Annotated in this window: 16 protein-coding genes and 1 tRNA gene; 8 read left to right on the plus strand and 9 right to left on the minus strand. The window is 58.0% G+C overall.

Annotation, left to right across the window (positions count from 1 at the left end):
* The first annotated feature begins 184 nt into the window (after positions 1 to 184).
* The 3 genes from AC4HNJ_RS00205 (at position 185) to AC4HNJ_RS00215 (ending at position 1,881) form a co-directional block, all read left to right on the plus strand.
* The gene (locus AC4HNJ_RS00205; RefSeq protein ID WP_490477525.1) at positions 185 to 910 is read left to right on the plus strand and encodes a cytochrome c biogenesis CcdA family protein; all 726 of its coding nucleotides are present in this window, start codon (positions 185 to 187) and stop codon (positions 908 to 910) included.
* A 189-nt stretch (positions 911 to 1,099) separates the two neighbouring features.
* Entirely contained in the window at positions 1,100 to 1,411 is a 312-nt protein-coding gene (locus AC4HNJ_RS00210; protein WP_490477526.1) for a carboxymuconolactone decarboxylase family protein, read from the plus strand.
* Complete coding sequence (locus AC4HNJ_RS00215) at positions 1,408 to 1,881, plus strand: DoxX family protein (RefSeq protein ID WP_490477527.1); 474 nt, start codon at positions 1,408 to 1,410, stop codon at positions 1,879 to 1,881. Before AC4HNJ_RS00210 ends, AC4HNJ_RS00215 begins: the two co-directional genes overlap by 4 nt.
* Here the strand turns inward: AC4HNJ_RS00215 and AC4HNJ_RS00220 are convergent.
* The 3 genes from AC4HNJ_RS00220 to AC4HNJ_RS00230 form a co-directional block, all read right to left on the minus strand.
* Positions 1,878 to 2,300, minus strand: coding sequence for a PepSY domain-containing protein (locus tag AC4HNJ_RS00220; RefSeq protein ID WP_490477528.1), 423 nt, complete (start codon positions 2,298 to 2,300; stop codon positions 1,878 to 1,880). The genes AC4HNJ_RS00215 and AC4HNJ_RS00220 overlap by 4 nt on opposite strands.
* Before the next feature lie 112 nt (positions 2,301 to 2,412).
* Positions 2,413 to 3,360 carry an alpha/beta hydrolase gene (locus tag AC4HNJ_RS00225; RefSeq protein WP_490477529.1) on the minus strand — a complete coding sequence of 316 codons (948 nt, stop codon included), beginning with the start codon at positions 3,358 to 3,360 and terminating at the stop codon, positions 2,413 to 2,415.
* A 99-nt stretch (positions 3,361 to 3,459) separates the two neighbouring features.
* Complete coding sequence (locus AC4HNJ_RS00230) at positions 3,460 to 4,026, minus strand: hypothetical protein (RefSeq protein WP_490477530.1); 567 nt, start codon at positions 4,024 to 4,026, stop codon at positions 3,460 to 3,462.
* A 208-nt stretch (positions 4,027 to 4,234) separates the two neighbouring features.
* Between AC4HNJ_RS00230 and ompR the strand changes: the two genes are divergently transcribed.
* The 3 genes from ompR to AC4HNJ_RS00245 all read left to right on the plus strand — a co-directional run bounded on the left by ompR (position 4,235) and on the right by AC4HNJ_RS00245 (position 8,048).
* Positions 4,235 to 4,951, plus strand: coding sequence for an osmolarity response regulator transcription factor OmpR (gene ompR / locus AC4HNJ_RS00235; protein WP_490477531.1), 717 nt, complete (start codon positions 4,235 to 4,237; stop codon positions 4,949 to 4,951).
* Entirely contained in the window at positions 4,948 to 6,240 is a 1,293-nt protein-coding gene (locus AC4HNJ_RS00240) for an ATP-binding protein (protein WP_490477532.1), read from the plus strand. Before ompR ends, AC4HNJ_RS00240 begins: the two co-directional genes overlap by 4 nt.
* 209 nt (positions 6,241 to 6,449) lie before the next feature.
* Entirely contained in the window at positions 6,450 to 8,048 is a 1,599-nt protein-coding gene (locus tag AC4HNJ_RS00245) for an MASE1 domain-containing protein (RefSeq protein ID WP_490477533.1), read from the plus strand.
* Between the two features lie 38 nt (positions 8,049 to 8,086).
* On the opposite strand, the gene AC4HNJ_RS00250 is transcribed toward AC4HNJ_RS00245, so the two are convergent.
* Entirely contained in the window at positions 8,087 to 8,539 is a 453-nt protein-coding gene (locus AC4HNJ_RS00250) for a hypothetical protein (RefSeq protein ID WP_490477534.1), read from the minus strand.
* A gap of 298 nt (positions 8,540 to 8,837) precedes the next feature.
* Between AC4HNJ_RS00250 and AC4HNJ_RS00255 the strand changes: the two genes are divergently transcribed.
* Positions 8,838 to 10,445, plus strand: a complete 1,608-nt coding sequence (locus tag AC4HNJ_RS00255; RefSeq protein WP_490477535.1) for an MASE1 domain-containing protein — start codon at positions 8,838 to 8,840, stop codon at positions 10,443 to 10,445.
* Between the two features lie 60 nt (positions 10,446 to 10,505).
* Here the strand turns inward: AC4HNJ_RS00255 and AC4HNJ_RS00260 are convergent, their stop codons facing one another.
* Both AC4HNJ_RS00260 and AC4HNJ_RS00265 read right to left on the minus strand, forming a co-directional pair.
* Entirely contained in the window at positions 10,506 to 11,495 is a 990-nt protein-coding gene (locus AC4HNJ_RS00260) for an aldo/keto reductase (protein ID WP_490477536.1), read from the minus strand.
* 90 nt (positions 11,496 to 11,585) lie between these two features.
* Positions 11,586 to 13,850 carry a GH92 family glycosyl hydrolase gene (locus tag AC4HNJ_RS00265; protein WP_490477537.1) on the minus strand — a complete coding sequence of 755 codons (2,265 nt, stop codon included), beginning with the start codon at positions 13,848 to 13,850 and terminating at the stop codon, positions 11,586 to 11,588.
* 435 nt (positions 13,851 to 14,285) lie between these two features.
* Here AC4HNJ_RS00265 and AC4HNJ_RS00270 point away from each other — a divergent pair, with 435 nt between their 5' ends.
* Entirely contained in the window at positions 14,286 to 15,446 is a 1,161-nt protein-coding gene (locus tag AC4HNJ_RS00270) for a GGDEF domain-containing protein (protein ID WP_490477538.1), read from the plus strand.
* Between the two features lie 59 nt (positions 15,447 to 15,505).
* Here the strand turns inward: AC4HNJ_RS00270 and AC4HNJ_RS00275 are convergent, their stop codons facing one another.
* The 3 genes from AC4HNJ_RS00275 to AC4HNJ_RS00285 form a co-directional block, all read right to left on the minus strand.
* A complete protein-coding gene (locus AC4HNJ_RS00275; protein ID WP_490477539.1) occupies positions 15,506 to 16,318 on the minus strand; it encodes a DUF2306 domain-containing protein in 813 nt (270 codons plus the stop codon).
* Between the two features lie 277 nt (positions 16,319 to 16,595).
* Positions 16,596 to 16,671, minus strand: a tRNA-Phe gene (locus AC4HNJ_RS00280).
* Positions 16,672 to 16,741: 70 nt separating this feature from the next.
* Entirely contained in the window at positions 16,742 to 17,020 is a 279-nt protein-coding gene (locus tag AC4HNJ_RS00285; RefSeq protein ID WP_490477540.1) for an oxidative damage protection protein, read from the minus strand.
* Positions 17,021 to 17,024: the final 4 nt, after the last annotated feature.

The following is a 17,024-nucleotide window of genomic DNA, read 5'->3' on the forward strand; positions in this document are numbered from 1 at the left end:
AAGTCCCTGTAGTGGATCCACACGTTTATTCGCCATGACCGCGCGAACGGTTACAGCCGTAACCTGAGAGCAGGATGAAGCGAAAGGACCCATGCACAAAGGCCATCAAGGCCGCGATCCCCAAGGAGTTCATCATGCCGTCCGATCCAAACCCCCTATTTTCCCGCAGTGAGACCACACGGCAATGAGCGACCATCTGCATCCTTTGGTGGCATATGCCGCCGGCGCACTGACGATCTTGTCGCCATGCGTGATTCCACTGGTACCCATCGTGCTGGGAAGTGCTGCACAGCGTCATCGCCTGGGGCCGTTGGCCCTGGCCGCCGGCCTGGTGCTGTCATTCACCCTGACAGGTTTTGCCATCGCCACGATTGGCGCATCGGTGGGATTGGACAGCACCAGCATTCGCTGGTGGAGCGCGCTATTGCTGCTCGTCGTCGGAGCCGTGTTGCTGATTCCCGCATGGCAGACACGTTTCGAGCAGATAATCAGTCCGCTCGCAAACTGGGCTGGCGAGCGCCAGGCCAGGCTGGAGCGTTTCGGGCTGGTCGGGCAGGCCGGTATCGGTGTTTTGCTTGGCCTGGTATGGAGCCCATGCGTCGGTCCGACGCTGGGGGCGGCGACCGTGCTGGCCGCGCAAGGCAAGGATCTCAGCGAAGTCGCCTTCGTCATGCTGGCTTTCGCATTGGGCATCGCCACGGTATTGCTCATCATGGCCTTTGTTGCGCAAAGCGCGATCACACGGTGGCGGGGGCGATTGATGACGGCAGGCGCACGCGGCCGTCAGGTATTTGGTGTGCTTCTCGTGCTGGTCGGCGCGTTGATCCTCACCGGCCTCGATCACCGGCTGGAAACCGCCTTGATCAGCGTATTGCCGGACTGGGTCACCAACCTTACGACATCGCTGTAACAGGTCATCCAGGATGGTGGCCACCCGTCATTCCAGGTGGGGTGGCCACGCGTGGCAATCGCGCAATCTTTTCCATGGTTGCGCTGCCGCCGCAGCGACGCATGGCAACAAACGCTGGACGACGGGACATGGTTGTATGGTGCTCGCGTGCCTACTTTGGGGGAGCCCCTTCCCGCACGGAGAAACGCCATGTATGACATCAAGAACCTTAGCCGTCTGAGCAAGCTGGATGAGAGCGCGCCGGAGGCAATGAAGGCTTTTCGTGCCATGGATGCGGCAACCTTTGCCGAAGGTGCGCTCAGCGTTCAGCAGAAACAGCTGATCGCACTGGCCGTCGCGCTCACCACGCAATGCCCCTATTGCCTGGAATTGCACGTCAAGGCGGCGCGCGATGCCGGGGCGAATGACAAGCAATTGGCGGAAGTCGCACTGATTGCCGCGGCGATGCGTGCGGGTGCCGCCATTACCCACGCCACCCATCTGTTTGGATCGAAGGCATGATGTTCTTTCGCGACGTATCAGAGCGATGGCGCCAGTGGGCGCCATTGCCGATTCGTCTTATCGTCGGCTACGGCTTTCTGGAGCACGGGATTGCTAAATTGCAAAAAGGCCCCGAGCACTTCGTCGCCATCGTGCATGCCATAGGTACGCCGCTGCCGCATCTGATGGCGTGGCTTACCATCCTGGTCGAAGTCATCGGCGGCTTGGCGATGATCTTTGGGGCCTTCGTCACTTTGATCAGTCTTCCCATGGCCATCGTGCTGCTGGTAGCCATGTTCACCGTGCACATCCAGTTCGGCTTTACGTCGATCAAGCTGATGGCGGTGACCGCAGATGGGCCGAAATTCGGGCCACCCGGCATCGAGACGGACCTCTTATATCTTGCTGGGCTGGCTTCGCTCCTGCTGAGTGGCCCAGGTCCCTTCGCGGTCGATCACTGGATTGCCAGGCGACTGCAGAAACAGGCCTAATCGCCACCGATGATCCGGCCGGATTGCGCATCGATTTGCAGTGAGACGCGCGTACCCGAGGGATTCTTCGCCTTGGCCGTCCAAATGCCATGATCGAAATCGACGTCATGTATGTGGGTGTATCCCTGTGTGGAAAGCGATGCGCGAATATCTTCTTCGCTCATCCGTGACACCTGCTTGTTCGGATAGGCCTTGCCGGTAATCGGATCGACATGCACCTTTACATGCGAGCCGTCTCCGCTGCGAGCACGCGCGGTCCACACGCCATCGTGAAAATCCACGTCGTGAATATCGGTATAACCCTGCTGGCTCAATTGCACTTCGATTTGCTGCTTCGTCAATGCTTGTTGTTGTGCCAGGCCCGCGCTACCGAATCCCACCAAGGCCAATGCCAAGGTCAATAAAGCGATCTTCTTCACGGACACCTCCTCATTGCCTGCGCGAAGCATGAGTCTTGGTCGCGTGCGATCAAGCGCCGGTGAAAAAAGGATTAGCCGGGTGGGGGCTATTCATGCTGCGCGATGGAAAGGTTCATGTTCCGTCAAGGCGCTGCGCAACGGCTGGGCTCAGCGTGTGCATGAACGATTCCACGCGATGCGTGTAATCGGCATCAGCCCCAAGCTGTTCATTGATCTGTTCGTGTGTTTTGTTTTCCTCGATGACCGATGCACGCGAACCAAACGCGTTAGCTTTTGCTACGAACCGCTGCGCCTGGGAACAGGAATCCTTGCGTCGGCTGGAGCAGACCGCGAGAAAAGGCGCGATGGGACCGTGCATCTGCTGAAGCGGAGAGGCTGCCATCCAGCCATCAGGCTGGGCACCAAAAGCCCGGTCGTAGAGTGGAAAATGGCGCGCCTGCATGATGGCGACCACATCCAGGGCCGCGCTATCGAGCGACACGGTGCCAAGCCAAGGCTCGGCGTGGTATCGCTGGGCGAGTGCGGTGTCGGTGCTGATCAGCGCTACCAGATGCGCACCTGCCGAGTGTCCCATCAAGATGAAGGAACTGGGATCGCCACCCCATTGCCTGACATGGTGCTGCGCATAAGCCAATGCGTGAGCTACGTCATCTGCCTGCATCAGCGGCGAAGCCTGGGGCAGCATGCGGTAATCAATCGAGATAAGCACAAAGCCACGTGGCACCCATCGGTTCACTTTGTTTTGCACGACACCACGCGCGGCTTTGTCGCCAAATGCCCAGGCGCCGCCATGCACCAGAAAAATCACCGGTGCCTGCTCGGGGTGGGCGGGCACGTAGACATCAAAACGCTGGTGAGGATCGTCGCCATAGCTCACATTACGAATGAGCTGTATGCCTGCCGCCAGTGTTGCAGGCCCTTGCGCGGCCTGCATGGCCTGCAGGCGACGCTGCATGAGCGCGTCTCGCAGCGAGCCACTTTGTGCACACGCGCAAGGCGGCAGCACGACGAGCAACCATAGTGCGGCGCGACACAGCGTGCTGAATGCGGTGGGTTTCATGTACGCCCCCTTGGCATCATGCATTCTCCTGCACTCGTGTTGTGAGATGTTACGAGTCAAGGATTCGTAACTGAGACCTTCAGGTTGACCGACGCGTGTTTATTGCCCACAAGCAACCGTTGCACCACTGGCATTGGTGCACGAACCGCTATGCGTAAAGCCTTCGCCCTTGGTGTAGGTGGTCTGGCCGTTATAGGTAACGCCGGTGGCGTGGTTGGTTGCGCTCGTGTCATGCGTCGTGACGCCGTTCGCCGTATAGGTGCTGGCGTTGTAAGTGCCACGAGGCCCGCTGCCGCTGGTCTGGGAACTACCGGCCACTGCGCCCGTGGAGCTGCGTGAATAAGCCCCATTGCTGCTGAAACTTCCACCTGCCGCAGTCGTAGCACTGCTCGTGTGACTGGACGATGCCGAGCCATCCGCATAGTGCGTGTAGCTGTTGTGACCGACATAGCTGCCGCCGTTGGCACCATGAATGATGCGTCCGCCTTGGTGCTGGATGGTGCCGCCGGATGCCGTGGTATAGCCGCCGCTGACGGCCGAGCCGCGAACGCCTCGCGCGCCGCGCAGATGGAAACGGGTTTGTGCGCTTACGGGGTTGGCAACAACAAGCGTCGTGGCACATGCCAGGGCAAATGCGGCCAAGCGCAGCGTGGGATTCAGGCTCATGGTGTGCTCCTTACGTATAAAAGGATGGGCTGCAGCGCAGCGCAAATGGCTGGCTTGGTTGCATCTTCGGGCACATGCCTGAATCAGGTATTGCCAAGTTCGGCTAAATGTGAGCATTTGTTGCAGGGCGCAGGGCTGGAAACATTTGCTTACAAAAGAGCAGCCAGCTGGCTTGTCCGTCGACTGCCGGGCAGGGGATAGTCGCAACATGGATAACCCGCACATTCTTGTCGTCGATGACGATCTGCGCCTGCGCGATTTGATCGAGCGCTATCTCACCCAGCAAGGTTTTCAGGTATATGGAGCGCCGCATGCAGCGGCGATGCGACGCGAACTTGCTGTGCGCCACGTGGACCTGATCGTGCTGGATCTCATGTTGCCGGACGCCGATGGATTGCAGCTATGCCGCGAATTGCGTGCGGCGGATATCGACACACCTATCATCATGCTGACCGCGAAGGGCGATGATGTCGATCGCATCGTGGGCTTGGAAATCGGCGCCGACGATTACCTGGGCAAGCCTTGCAATCCGCGTGAGCTAGTCGCGCGCATTCGTGCCGTATTGCGCCGTCGTCCGCGTACACCGGTAGGGGCCCCGCAAGCCGAGCAAGCGCCGGTGAACTTTGGCCGCTTCAGCTTCGATCTGTCCACCCGTCAATTGCTTGACAGCGGTACGCCCGTGAAACTGACCAGCGGTGAATTTGCCGTGCTGGCCGCGCTTGTAACGCATCCGTTCGAAACCCTGAGCCGCGAGCGGCTGGTAGCGCTTGCGCGAGGAAGAGACCATGAAGCGTTCGATCGCAGCATCGACGTGATGGTCTCGCGCTTGCGCCGCTACATTGAAGACGATCCGCGCCAGCCGCGTTGGCTTCAGACCGTGTGGGGCGAAGGGTACGTTTTTGTATTGCAAGGAGAGCGTGCTTGAAGCGTGCCCCAACCACGTTTTCCCTGATCCTCGGTCTGGTGGCCATTGCGCTGGTGCTCGCCTTGACGCTTGCCGCGATGTTATCGGCACGGGTCAGCCTCAAGATGGGCAGTGAGACCTATGGGCATCTCACCGCGGCTGCCGTGCTGGCGGCAGATGATCTTTCCGTGCGCAACGATCCTGATGCGGATCGGACCTTGGATGCACTCGATCAAATGGGGCTGCACTTTTCTACGACGACTCCGCCGCCAAGCCTCATTCGCGTGTCGGCGATGCTGCGGGACATCGGTCGTGTTGTCGGAGAAGTGTTGGGTGATCCATCGCGGGTAGTGGTGACGCAAGTGCCGGAGCCGCAGATCTGGGTACGTAGTGCGCGTGATCCGCGGCGATGGATGGTCTTGCGTGCCGTTAGTTATCGTCGCCAGGTACTCGCATCCACCATGGTGGTCATGATCCTGGCCGGCTTGATTGCATGGGTGATTGCTGCGCTTGCCGCACGTGTGCTGACGCGGCCTTTGGAAAGCCTCGCCCAATATGCACGCGAACTGTTGGCCGGCGAACCTGTCGTGCAAACACATTTGAAAGGCAGTCCGCGTGAGGTGCGAGAGCTCGCACAGGCGATCGGTCATGCTGGTGGACAGTTGCGTCATGCGGCACGCGAGCGGGAGTTAATGCTGGCCGGTATTTCGCACGATTTGCGCACCCCCTTGGCACGCTTGCGACTGGCGCTGGAGCTGGGCGATGCCAGCGATCCGCAACGCAGAGATGCGATGGTCGGAGATCTGGAAGAACTCGATAACGCCCTGGAGCAATGCCTCGCCTTCGTCCGCGATGGTCGTGATGAGCCACGACGCGAGATCGATCTCGTGACGCTGGTCGGTCAGTTGCTCGCCCTGCGCACTGAACCCGACGCCTGGCAGCTTCACAGCCCGGAGGTGCTTCCTGTCACCGTAAGACCCAGCCTCCTGCGCAGAGGCATCGGCAATCTGATGGACAATGCCGAACGCTATGGTGCCGCACCGTTTGAGGTGCGTCTCAGTAGCGACCGCATGGATGCGGTGGTGCAGGTCATCGACCACGGTCCGGGCGTCAAACCCGAACTCCTGCCCCATCTCGGGCGCCCCTTTTTGCGCGGAGACCAGGCCCGAGGCGGCGTGGGCACGGGGCTTGGCCTGAGCATCGTAGCGCGGACCGCCGAATGGCACGGCGGCAGCGTGGCGTGGCGCAATGCGCCTGGCGGGGGTTTTGTCGCCAGCCTGCGGATACCTGCCGTAACACCTCTTGGCTAGGCGCCCCTGCTTTTCCCCCGCCCTTCAGCCCCGCATTTTTCACGACGGTGTTCACAAACGCGGGGTCGCAAGATGCTGCGGGTCTTCATCGCGCTAAGATAGTGCCGATAAGGCTGGGGGCGAAGGGGCTTCACCACGATTTCACGTCTGTATTCGGATTGTCGTCAAAATTTGTCGCGCGTCAGGGATCCTTTGTGGGGAGGGAAGTGATGCAAGCGAGTTCCAATGGGAAGCCAATGGGGTGGTGGAAACACATAGCAATCGCCGGGACTTATTGCCTGGCCTTGGTGATATTTCGTCAGCTTTCGATTCCGCACTGGATCATCCTCACTGGATTCCATCTCAGCGTTCTATTGCTTGTTGATTACAAGTATTGGGGCGCCCTGCTGGTAGGCGAAACCGCACGCTTGGCTTATGTAAGCCTTACATGCCTCCATCAGTTCGGCCTAACGTGGGCGCTCGTAAATCTGATTCCATCCATCTTATGGATGATGCCCGTGGTCTGGGTGTTTCGAGAGCGAGGGTATCTTTTCCCTAACCGCGATACGGTCAGCATGGGTAGCTTGATGCTTTGCTCCTTGCTGGTTGCATTCATTGCAACCTTTGTGACGATGGGGCAGATATTAATTACTCCGCTGCCTCAGGGTTATGTGTTGCACTATGGAGAGGTGCTTGCGCAGCTCACCCTTGGTAATTTTCTGGGTGTTTTGACTGTTACTCCGTCTACATTAGCTGCGCGGCAGCTGTTTATGCAGGTGCGACGCAGTCACGTGCGATTCGATCAATCGATTATCGAAAGCCAAGCTTTTTTTGAATGCGTATTTTTAGTCATTCCTATTCTTGCCTTTCTCATATGGATTGGATCGCGGAACGCACATGTTCAAGAGATTGGCCAGATGGCGATGTTCATCCCCGTCGTCTGGCTCGCTTTGAGGCATGGTTGGAAAGGCGCGGCAGTAGGCGGCACCCTCGCTAGCATAGGAATCATGTTGCTAATGCCTGCGCGGAACGACCATTCCACGCTTGAGGCTGAAACACTAGTCGCAATGGCCATCTCGACCATGCTGCTGGTGGGATCGCGCATTGCTCTCTTGGATGGTCAGGCAAGGCACGAAAGTACGCAAGTACGTGCTGCGCTCGCATTGGCGCAGCGAAATGTTTCCTTAGGCGAGGCGCAGTTGCGAGTGGCTGCGGTAGCGCTCGAACAAGTTCGCGAAGGCGCGCACGATGTCTTTAATATGATGCTTTTGCGGTTGAAACATTTGCAGCCTGCCATCGATGATGCAGGTTATCGCCGTTACGTATTTGGTGCTCAAGATCAAATGTTTCGTTTGGCAGATAGCCTCTATCCATCTCAGTTACGCGAGCGCAGTTTGCCATCGGTTCTGCGCGAAGGAATGGTTGCACGGATCTTGGATGAGGGTGGCATCGCTTATTTTTGCGATATTCGCGGACCTATAAGCAATTTCTCACAGGCGATACATGTGGCGCTTTATCGGATTCTATGCGAAGCCATAACCGACGCCTGTGGCAGGAAGAACGTCACCAATATTCGTGTGCGTATTCGATGTGGGTGTCGTACGCGGCGTTGGATAGTACTCCAGCTGGACGCATGGGTGGATCCTGTTCGATTGCCCCATGCCAAATGGGATGAAGTGTTGCCTCGTCTTCATCGCACCACCACAGGATTGGGGCGCAAGGCCATTGAAGATCGGGCTGCCACGTTTGAGGGATGCTTCCGTGAGCAAGATTGGAATGGCGGCAAACGAATCAGCGTGCTGCTATTAGATCCCCGCGACCTCGACTGATGCCGTCGAGGTCGCGGTATTCTGAGTGATGGTGCTGATTAGGGGCTTTTGACGTTGCAATCAACAGGATCGCATGCAAGCAATGCGGTAAGACTGGTAGTGCCATCGCTCAATGGTGTTGCCGTTACTGTGGTCGTCCCATCGCTGTAAACGGTAGTCGGGGCTGATGTGGCCGATGCGCCAGTGAGTGTTGCGGATTGCTGCGGCGTGGAGACAAGCTGGGCAAACTTGCCGACCGGCAACGTGATGAACTGACCGCCGATGGTGCCGACACTACCCAAGACATTCCCGTTCACGTCATTGATCTGGATATAGCGGATGCCGCCCAGAACGAATACGTATGCATGGTAATTAGGACTCTGGCTGACATCGGTTGCATTTGGCCACGCTTGGCCGAGGCCGGTGGCTGGCGGGGTGGCAGCCGCAACCGCGCCGGATAAGCTGAGGGTGAAAAGTACGGTGAGTACGGCACGGCGAGACACGTTTCGCATAGAGTTCCCCTTCGGTGGATTTGACGGCGCTTAAAGCGCCAAAAGCAGCCTAGCACCGGAGATAAACAAAAAAACGTACGGCCAGGACTATGTCTGACTTCACGATTCAGGCGTGTGGCGGCGTCGTGATGTAAGTGTGAAGGGAATTGCGAAGCTCAAATTTGATACGGGCGAACGAGAAAGGTCTGCTTTGATAGTAAATCAGGTGCCGCCGAGGTTGGATAGAAATATGATCCGGAAATGAAACAGCGCTTTCTAACGAAGCAAGTCCCTGCCAGGGATACTGTCGGTTTAATCGATGTATGAGGAGTTGATGGTGAGTTGGGAGCATTTCAGGGCAGTTGCAAGAAGCAGTTTATGGCATGTCGTTGTCGCCTTAGCTTATTTTGCAAGCCTCGCCCTCTTTCGCCAGATCATCATTCCCCAATACGTCTTGCTGTCAGGAATGAGAGTTGCTGTCTTGATACTTCTACCATATCGCTATTGGCCTGCTTTGGTGGTGGGAGAGGAATTGCTGCTCATTCCTATGAGCGTGATTTGCTGGTCGCAATTAGGAAGCGTCTGGGGCTTGTTGAATCTCGTTCCGGCTACTTTATATGGCGCACCTATAATTTATCTTGCGCGGCGATATGGGTCGATATTGAAAAAAGGCTACGTAAGTATCGGAGTGCTTTTGGCTTCTCTATTGAGCGTATCTTTCATCTGTACAGCGTATAATTTGCTGATGCTGTCCGTGGCACGGCTGCCAACCAACTATCCAGTCATTAATTACAAGCAAATGGCTGTCGAGTGGTGGTTGGGAAATTTTCTTGGCATGTTGGCAATCGTGCCGGCAGCGTTGGTCTTTTATCAGGCTGTATTAGATAAAGGTTGGCGAAGGCCGCTGCAGGGTGATCTCTTTGTGAGCGTTTTTTTTGTTATGCCTATCCTGCTCTTTCTTACATGGCTGGGCACGCGTGGCATATATGTACGAATGATCAGCCAGGTGACTATGTTCATCCCTGTCGTATGGTTGGCGTTGCGGCATGGCTGGAAGGGTGCTGCATTGAGTGGAACTTTGGCCAGCATTGGTAATATTGCGATTTTGCTTTCCGTAAAGCGAGAGAGCAGTTATTCAACCCTTGAGGTCGAAACGCTCATCGCCGTAGCCATTTCAACCATGCTGATTGTGGGTGCGCGCATTGCCTTGCTGGACAGACGCGTCAGTGATGAGAGTGCCCATGCACGCATGGCGATGGCCTTGGCGCGACGGAACGCCCAGTTCGGAGAGGTCCGGTTGCGAACGGCGGCGTTGGCGATGGAGCAGGTGCGCGAAACGGCGCACGATGTGTTCCGGATGATGCTTTTGCGCCTGAGGCATCTCCAGCCGGCGGTAGACGATGCCGGTTACCGGCGCCATGTATCCGGTGCGCAGGATAGGATGGTTCGCCTGGCGGATAGCTTGTATCCCGCACAGTTGCATGGGCGTAGCTTGCCCATGGGATTAAGGGAGGGCGCGATTGTCCGTGTCCTGCAGGAAGCCGGTGTTGCGTATACCCATGATGTTCGCGGGCCTATCAGCCTGTTTTCCCAGGCCTTGCACGTAACGCTTTACCGGTTGGTGTGCGAGGCAGTCGCACAGGTCTGTGTGAACAGGGATGCCACCGATGTCCGTGTGCGTATCCGGTGTGGATGCCATGCGCGGCTATGGGTGGTGTTGCAGGTGGATGCGGGGAGCCATCCCGTTGGCCAGCATTTTGTCCGGTGGGATGAGTTGCTGCCGCAGCTTCATCAGATGACGGCGGGATTGGATCGCAAGGCCATGGAGGATCGGGCTGCAACCTTTGAAGGGCGCTTCCGGGAACGCAACTGGCGCGGTCGCCAGCGCATAAGTATGTTGCTGCTCGATCCCGGCGATGGTGCGTAAAGCCGAAGCAAAGCCATGCATGGAACAATTCATGGCTTTGCTTCATTCCGCTGCAACTGTTTAGCGATCCACCAGCGCCATCATCTTTTCGTTGTAGCGTGGGCCGGAAATCTTTTCCGGGGCGAGCGCCTCATCCAGGGCGTCCATCTGTGCGGCAGTAAGTGCGATCGAACCTGCAGCTATGTTTTCCTCCAGATAGGTGCGCCGCTTGGTGCCGGGGATCGGCACGATGTCCTGGCCTTTATGAAGCACCCAGGCGAGGGCGATCTGGCCCGGCTTGGCGTGCAGGTCGTTGGCGATGTCGCGTACAACTTGGGCGGCCTGGACATTGGCGTCGTAGTTTTTGCCCTGGTAGCGCGGATCGTTGCGACGGAAGTCATTTTCCGGATATTCCTCTGCGCGTTTGACGGCGCCGGCAAGAAAGCCGCGCCCCAGCGGGGAGAAGGCGACCAGGCCGATGCCGAGTTCGCGAAGCAGGGGAATGATGTCTTGTTCGAGATTGCGCTCCCACAACGAGTATTCGCTCTGCAATGCCGAGACAGGATGGACGGCATGGGCGCGACGAAGGGTGGCACCGCTGGCTTCGGAAAGACCGAAGAAGCGCACCTTGCCTTGCTTGACTAAATCTCCGACGGTGCCGGCGACGTCTTCGATGGGAACGTTGCGATCAACCCGGTGTTGATAGAGCAGGTCGATGTGATCGGTGCGCAGCCGCTTGAGCGAGGCATCCACGACTTCGCGGATGTGTTCCGGCCGGCTATCGGTGCCGGTGTTCTTGCCATCCACGATCTTGAATCCGAACTTGGTGGCGAGCGTGACTTTGTCGCGTTTGCCGGCAAGCGCACGGCCTAGCAGATCTTCATTCGTGAAGGGGCCGTAGACCTCGGCGGTGTCGAGAAAGGTGCAGCCCAACTCCATCGCCCGGTGCAGCGTGGCGATGGATTCGGTTTCATCGGCAGGGCCATAGGACTGACTCATGCCCATACAGCCCAGGCCGATGGCCGATACCTCAAGTCCTTGGTTGCCGAGTTTTCGTGTGCGTAATGTCATAACTGATTCCTCGTCATACTCGCGGTGCCCAGGTCACCGTTTTGCTTGTTCGTCATACGGAAGGTTCGGCCGTTGCTTTCGGCAATGCGTTTACGGCAATGCACGAGGCTGCCAATCAGCCGCCCATTTGGAAGGTTTGGGTCCCATCACGAATTGCAATGTTCCGCCTGCTTCGATTTGCGCATAGGAAATCACGGGTATCTCCAGCGGTTTGCCGTTTAGCGTGGCCGACTGGATGTAGATGTTGCGCGAGGAATTTTGCGGCGCGCTGATCTCGAAACGTTTGCCATTGGGCAGATTCAACGTGACACGCGTAAATAGCGGGCTGCCGATCACGTATTGGGCAGAAGCCGGATTCAGCGGATAAAAGCCCATGGCGGTGAAGATATACCACGCCGACATTTGTCCGCAGTCTTCGTTGCCGAGCACGCCGTTGGGTGTGTTGGAATAGGCATCGCGTGCGATTTCGCGCACGCGCGCCTGCGTTTTCCATGGCTCGCCGGTGTAATCGTAGAGATAACCATAGTGATGGCTCGGCTCGTTGTCGTGGCGATTGTGTCCGCCATTGAAATGCTCATCCAGCTTGGCCGATGCGGCTTGCGGACCGCCAAGTAGCTTCACCACGCCTGGAACATCGTGCAAGGCAGCGAAGAGATAAACCCATTGGTCGCCTTCGGTCCAGCCATCGTCGGGGGAGGCCCAGCTACCGTCCGAATTCCGGGCCTGCATGAAGCCGCGGGCGGGATTGAAGAGATTCCGGTAAGCGGTCGAGCGCTTCATGAAGAAGGCATAGTCGTCGGTCTTGCCGACGGCCTTGGCAACTTGCGCCACGGCGTAATCGTCATAGGCTTCTTCTTGCGTGCTCGAGGCAGACTCGGACACCTTGTCGGCAGGAATGTAGCCGAGCTTCTTTGCGTAGGTCAGGCCGGCACGCGCTTCATAGGGGGTATGCGGTTCGCGGTCGAACCAGCGGCGCGTGGTGTCGCCATCGGGCGGTGTCATCGCATCCTTGTAGACGGCTTGGTAGGCAAGCTTGTAATCGAAGCCTTTGAAGCCTTTGTTGATGGCTTCTGCGACAAGCGAGTCGGCATGCGTGCCGATCATGATGTTGGTGTAGGAAGGATTGGGCCATTTCGGCATCCAGCCGCCTTCTACGTAATCCTGCAGCAGCGCTTGCACCATGCCGTTGATGCGCTCGGGCGCAAAGATCGTCAGCAAACTGTTTTCCGCGCGGAAAATGTCCCAGATCGAATAGGCGGTATATGACACGCCGTTGTGCACTTTGTCGTCAAAGGCGCTGTAGTAGCGACCGTGTTCCGAAAAGAGTTTGGGATAGAGCAGGGCGTGATAAAGGCCAGTGTAGAAAATGCGACGCTGTGTATCGCTTGCTCCTTCAATCGATGCGATGCCCAGTTTCTGATTCCAGGTTGCCTTCAGCCGATCGCGGATGCCGTTGAAGTCCCACTGAGGCATTTCGGCATCGAGATTGGCGCGCGCCTGGTCGATGCTGATGAAGGAAGTGCCCACTTGCGCTTCGACGACGTTGCCCTGGCTGGCGTCGAACGTTACGAAGGCGCCGACGTTATCGCCTTGGACGTGCGTCTTATCAGGCCACGCTAGCACGCCTTCATACACTTTTGCAGCAGCGAAGGGGCGTTTGAATCGCACCACGAAATAGCCCTTGAAGTTCTTGAGCTGGAGCGGCCCAAGATTGGCATCCATGCGATCGGGGTTGTAGCCGACGATTTCGTTGCGACTGGCGTCGATGCTGACGAAACCCTCGATGCCTGGGCGCGTCGCTTCGATCAATACATTTTGTTTCGCGTCATGCGGGTAGGTGAAACGCAAATAGCCGGCGTGATCGGTGGCCGTGATTTCAGCAAGGATCTTGTGCGCCGGATCAGGCCCCATTTTTACGGAGTAGTAGTACGGCGTGCTGATTTCGTCCTTGTGCGTAAAAGCGAGCCGGCGTGCTTCGGGCGCATAGTTGATGGCGCCCATTTCGGGCATCAGCGTGACGTAGCCGTAATCGCCCATCCAGATGGCCGCCTGATGCGTGCCGATGAAGCCCTGGATATAGGTGTCGTCATATTCATAGGAGCTGACGCTGATGCGATTTTGCCGCGTCTGCGGCGTCCAGTTGGTCATGCCGAACGGTGTGCTTACGAATGGCATCGTGCCGCCGTATTCGGCGCCCTCGCCACCGGTACCGATATACGTGTTGACCCAGTCAACCGGCGTCTTAGGCGTATGGTTTTCGGTGCCGGATGCGGTGGTTGCAGTGGTACACAGCGCGAGGATCAGGCATGCGCTTGCCCCCAGGCGATTGAAATGGAGGCGGGTGGGACGAGACATCGGTAGACCTCTTGAGCACTTCGCTGTGGGGACCGCGAGGTGATACCTGAAAATGCATTTAGATGCGACAAAATTCGTTTCAGCATGATGACAAGCCAGCACGATGTTTCTTGCGCAATGCATCATGGATCGTACAGGCTCAGCCAGGGCATTTGAGAAGGGCGCTGTGCCAGTCGAATGGGGAATCGGTCGCGGCGCATTGTGTTTTGCCTTCTTGTTGGTGGGCGGTACGCATTGCAGTTACGCTTGGGAGCATCCCCTGATCCCAAAAGTGTGACTCGCCGGTTCCGGAACGAGCAGGAGGGTTCGAACGTGGAGCGATGGAGCAACAGCGCAAACCCGTGGCGAAGGATGGCGCCGGGTTTCAAGTTGTGGGTAAAGCCTGCCGTTAACTATGGCGGCATTGATCGCCGTACCCCTTAACGCCAGTTTTCTATGATGTCCGCCGTATCGGTAGCGATTGCTACGACCTGGCTGCTGGGGCTGCTGATGCTGCCCCTGCTTGGCTCGCTGCTTCGTTCTGGCGTGCCGGGGATCAAGGAGTGGCTGAGCGCCAATGGGGTCCTCATTGTTGCGCTGCCATTGCTGCTGTTGCGCGGCCACATTCCTGATGTCGTGTCGATCGTGGTCGCCAATGTGTTGGTGGCGCTGGCGGGCATATTGCTCTACGCCGGCTTCGCGCATTTTCTACACCGCCCGGCTCGCTGGCCCTTGTTGTTTGCTTGCGTGGCGATGACAGCGCCGGCCTTCGCGTACTGGCGGTATGTCGTAGACAGCATTCCCGTGCGCGTGGCGATATCGACCGGATTCACCGCGGCGATATGCATCGCGATCGCAGTTGTCGTGGCGCGCTATCGAAGGGTGGGGCGCGCGCGTTACACCTATGTCGCCACGATGGTGGTGACTGTGTTGTTTGCTGTCAGCCAGGCAGCCAGGGGCATTTATTTCATGACCTTGGGGCACATATCGAATGCGCTGACGTTCGATACCACCGTGAACGTTGTGCTGTTGTGCGTGGGGGCTGCGATCATGCCCGTGCTGCTGATGTGCGCAATGATGATGGTGCACGCCGCGCTCCTGTCCGAGGCGCGTGATGCGGTGAACCGTGATTTTCTTACCGGCGCACTTTCACGCGAAGGCTTTGCATCAGTGGCGCGGGTGCTGTTGGAACAGGCCGACCGCAGTCGGTCTCCCTTGGCGTGTTTGATCGTCGATCTGGATCATTTCAAGGCGATCAACGACACCTTCGGGCATATTGGCGGCGATAAGGTGTTATGCGAGTTCGTCGCATTGGTGCGTTCCACGCTTCGTGCCGGTGACGCGTTGGGACGCATCGGCGGTGAGGAGTTTGCGATTTTGATGCCGGGCGTCACGCTTGATCGTGCGCGTGCATTGGCCGAGCGCCTTCGAAACGCAGCCATGCTTCATGCCGTGGTGACCGATAGCGGCACGTGCACCTACAGCCTTAGCGGCGGCCTGGCAATCAGGTTGCCGGGCGAGACGTTGGATCAACTGATGATGCGAGCTGACCGGGCGCTTTATCAGGCCAAGGTCGCGGGGCGAAATAGGTTGTGCGTCGACGCGCCACCGTTTTGATGAAGCATACGTAATGACTCATTCCCGGTGAGTAGCGTTGCCCCCGAAAATGGCTGTTTTCACGCAGCCGAACCGGTGACCATGGCGGGCCACCAATATTTGGTCGCAAAAAAATAGGTGGCTATGGCTAGCAGGCAGACAGCTGCGCTAAGTACGGCGGCGCCGACGAGTTTGGCAGCGGGCGCCGCTTGCGCGGAACGGCCGCGCAGATAGGCCTCTGCGATCAACAAGTTTGGCACGTAAAAGAAAAACGCCATCACGGCATCGAACGGCCCGTGAAAGCCATGGGTATGGCCGATCCGATGAGCGAACAGAAACCAGAAGGCGTATTCCATGCGATACAGCCAGGAGCCGATCGCCAGTGCGAACAAGCGAATGGCCCATGCGCGATGCGTATCGAGCTCGCGTCGCCGGGCGTATCGGTAGGTTTGCAGGGCGCAGAACACCATAAGCGCACCGTAGAGGCCGAAACCGATGTTCATTGTCGTGCCGCCGATCGTGCCGGCTGTGGCGATGAAGAGCAGCCCTCCCACGCCCGCCAGCGCAGCAGCGGTTACGTAGATGCGGCCAAGCCAGCGATGCAAAGCCGGTACACGGGCGCGCACGACACTGAGCAGCTGAATAAAGCCGAGCGCGAGAATAACGCCGCCGGCAGCAAAGTGGACGCCTATGCCAAACGTTGCCGCGGTACGCGAGCCGGAATAAAGCCCAGGCAGCGAGGTATTCCAGCGCGCCGCGGAATGGGAGGCGAGGGCGCCTGCGTAAAAAACCAGGATGTACAGCCCGAACAGTGCACAGCTGAGCCAGGTAGTGATCATTAGCGCGCGACTGCTGTAATGGAACAGGCGTGCTGACCAGGATGTGGGAGGCATCCGCCTGACGGATGACGCTGCTGCAAGATTGCCTTCGGCCATAATGCCCCCGTGATGAGTGGCGCATTGTAGGGCAGGCGCCAGTTCGCGTTCTTGCGAGTGAGTGCCGCATCGACGCCGCGATAGTTCGCGGGAATGGTTGGGCAAGCGCGAAGCATTTTGGGCAGACGCAGCACGCGGCAGCAGCTGCTTGAACATGCGATCGCAAAGCGTTGGATTGCAGCGGCATCTCGGCAAACAGAAACGCCAAGGCATGTGCCCTGGCGTCTTGGCATAATGGTGGCCGGGGACGGAATCGAACCGCCGACACGGGGATTTTCAGTCCCCTGCTCTACCAACTGAGCTACCCGGCCAGAGTGGACAGCCGCATGGGCTATCTGTGCTGCGTTGAGCCGTGCATTAAATCGGATGGCCGGCGTTGCGTCAAGCCTTGGCGTCAGGATCGATATAGCCTTCGGGGCGCTTCGCTTCGCCGCTGAACAGGAATTTTTCCATTTCTCCGCCCAGGAATTGACGTGCCTTCGGGTCGAGCGGATTGAGGCGGTATTCGTTGATCAGCATGGTCTGGTGCGCCAGCCATTGCTGCCATGCGGGTTTGGATATTTCCGCAAAAATGCGTTGCCCTAATGGACCGGGCCAGGGAGCGAAGTCGAGGCCTTCGGCTTCGATGCCGAGTTTGGCGCAGTGGATCAGGCGGCTCATAGGG

It is taken from the genome of Dyella sp. SYSU CM1112 (assembly GCF_058216415.1).

Bases quoted from the DNA above. Each gene is read 5' to 3' on its own strand.
- AC4HNJ_RS00205 (WP_490477525.1), top strand. From the start codon at position 185: ATGAGCGACCATCTGCATCCTTTGGTGGCATATGCCGCCGGCGCACTG.
- AC4HNJ_RS00210 (WP_490477526.1), top strand. From the start codon at position 1,100: ATGTATGACATCAAGAACCTTAGCCGTCTGAGCAAGCTGGATGAGAGC.
- AC4HNJ_RS00215 (WP_490477527.1), top strand. From the start codon at position 1,408: ATGATGTTCTTTCGCGACGTATCAGAGCGATGGCGCCAGTGGGCGCCA.
- AC4HNJ_RS00225 (WP_490477529.1), bottom strand. From the start codon at position 3,360: ATGAAACCCACCGCATTCAGCACGCTGTGTCGCGCCGCACTATGGTTG.
- AC4HNJ_RS00230 (WP_490477530.1), bottom strand. From the start codon at position 4,026: ATGAGCCTGAATCCCACGCTGCGCTTGGCCGCATTTGCCCTGGCATGT.
- ompR (WP_490477531.1), top strand. From the start codon at position 4,235: ATGGATAACCCGCACATTCTTGTCGTCGATGACGATCTGCGCCTGCGC.
- AC4HNJ_RS00245 (WP_490477533.1), top strand. From the start codon at position 6,450: ATGCAAGCGAGTTCCAATGGGAAGCCAATGGGGTGGTGGAAACACATA.
- AC4HNJ_RS00250 (WP_490477534.1), bottom strand. From the start codon at position 8,539: ATGCGAAACGTGTCTCGCCGTGCCGTACTCACCGTACTTTTCACCCTC.
- AC4HNJ_RS00255 (WP_490477535.1), top strand. From the start codon at position 8,838: ATGTATGAGGAGTTGATGGTGAGTTGGGAGCATTTCAGGGCAGTTGCA.
- AC4HNJ_RS00260 (WP_490477536.1), bottom strand. From the start codon at position 11,495: ATGACATTACGCACACGAAAACTCGGCAACCAAGGACTTGAGGTATCG.
- AC4HNJ_RS00265 (WP_490477537.1), bottom strand. From the start codon at position 13,850: ATGTCTCGTCCCACCCGCCTCCATTTCAATCGCCTGGGGGCAAGCGCA.
- AC4HNJ_RS00270 (WP_490477538.1), top strand. From the start codon at position 14,286: ATGATGTCCGCCGTATCGGTAGCGATTGCTACGACCTGGCTGCTGGGG.
- AC4HNJ_RS00275 (WP_490477539.1), bottom strand. From the start codon at position 16,318: ATGCCTCCCACATCCTGGTCAGCACGCCTGTTCCATTACAGCAGTCGC.
- AC4HNJ_RS00285 (WP_490477540.1), bottom strand. From the start codon at position 17,020: ATGAGCCGCCTGATCCACTGCGCCAAACTCGGCATCGAAGCCGAAGGC.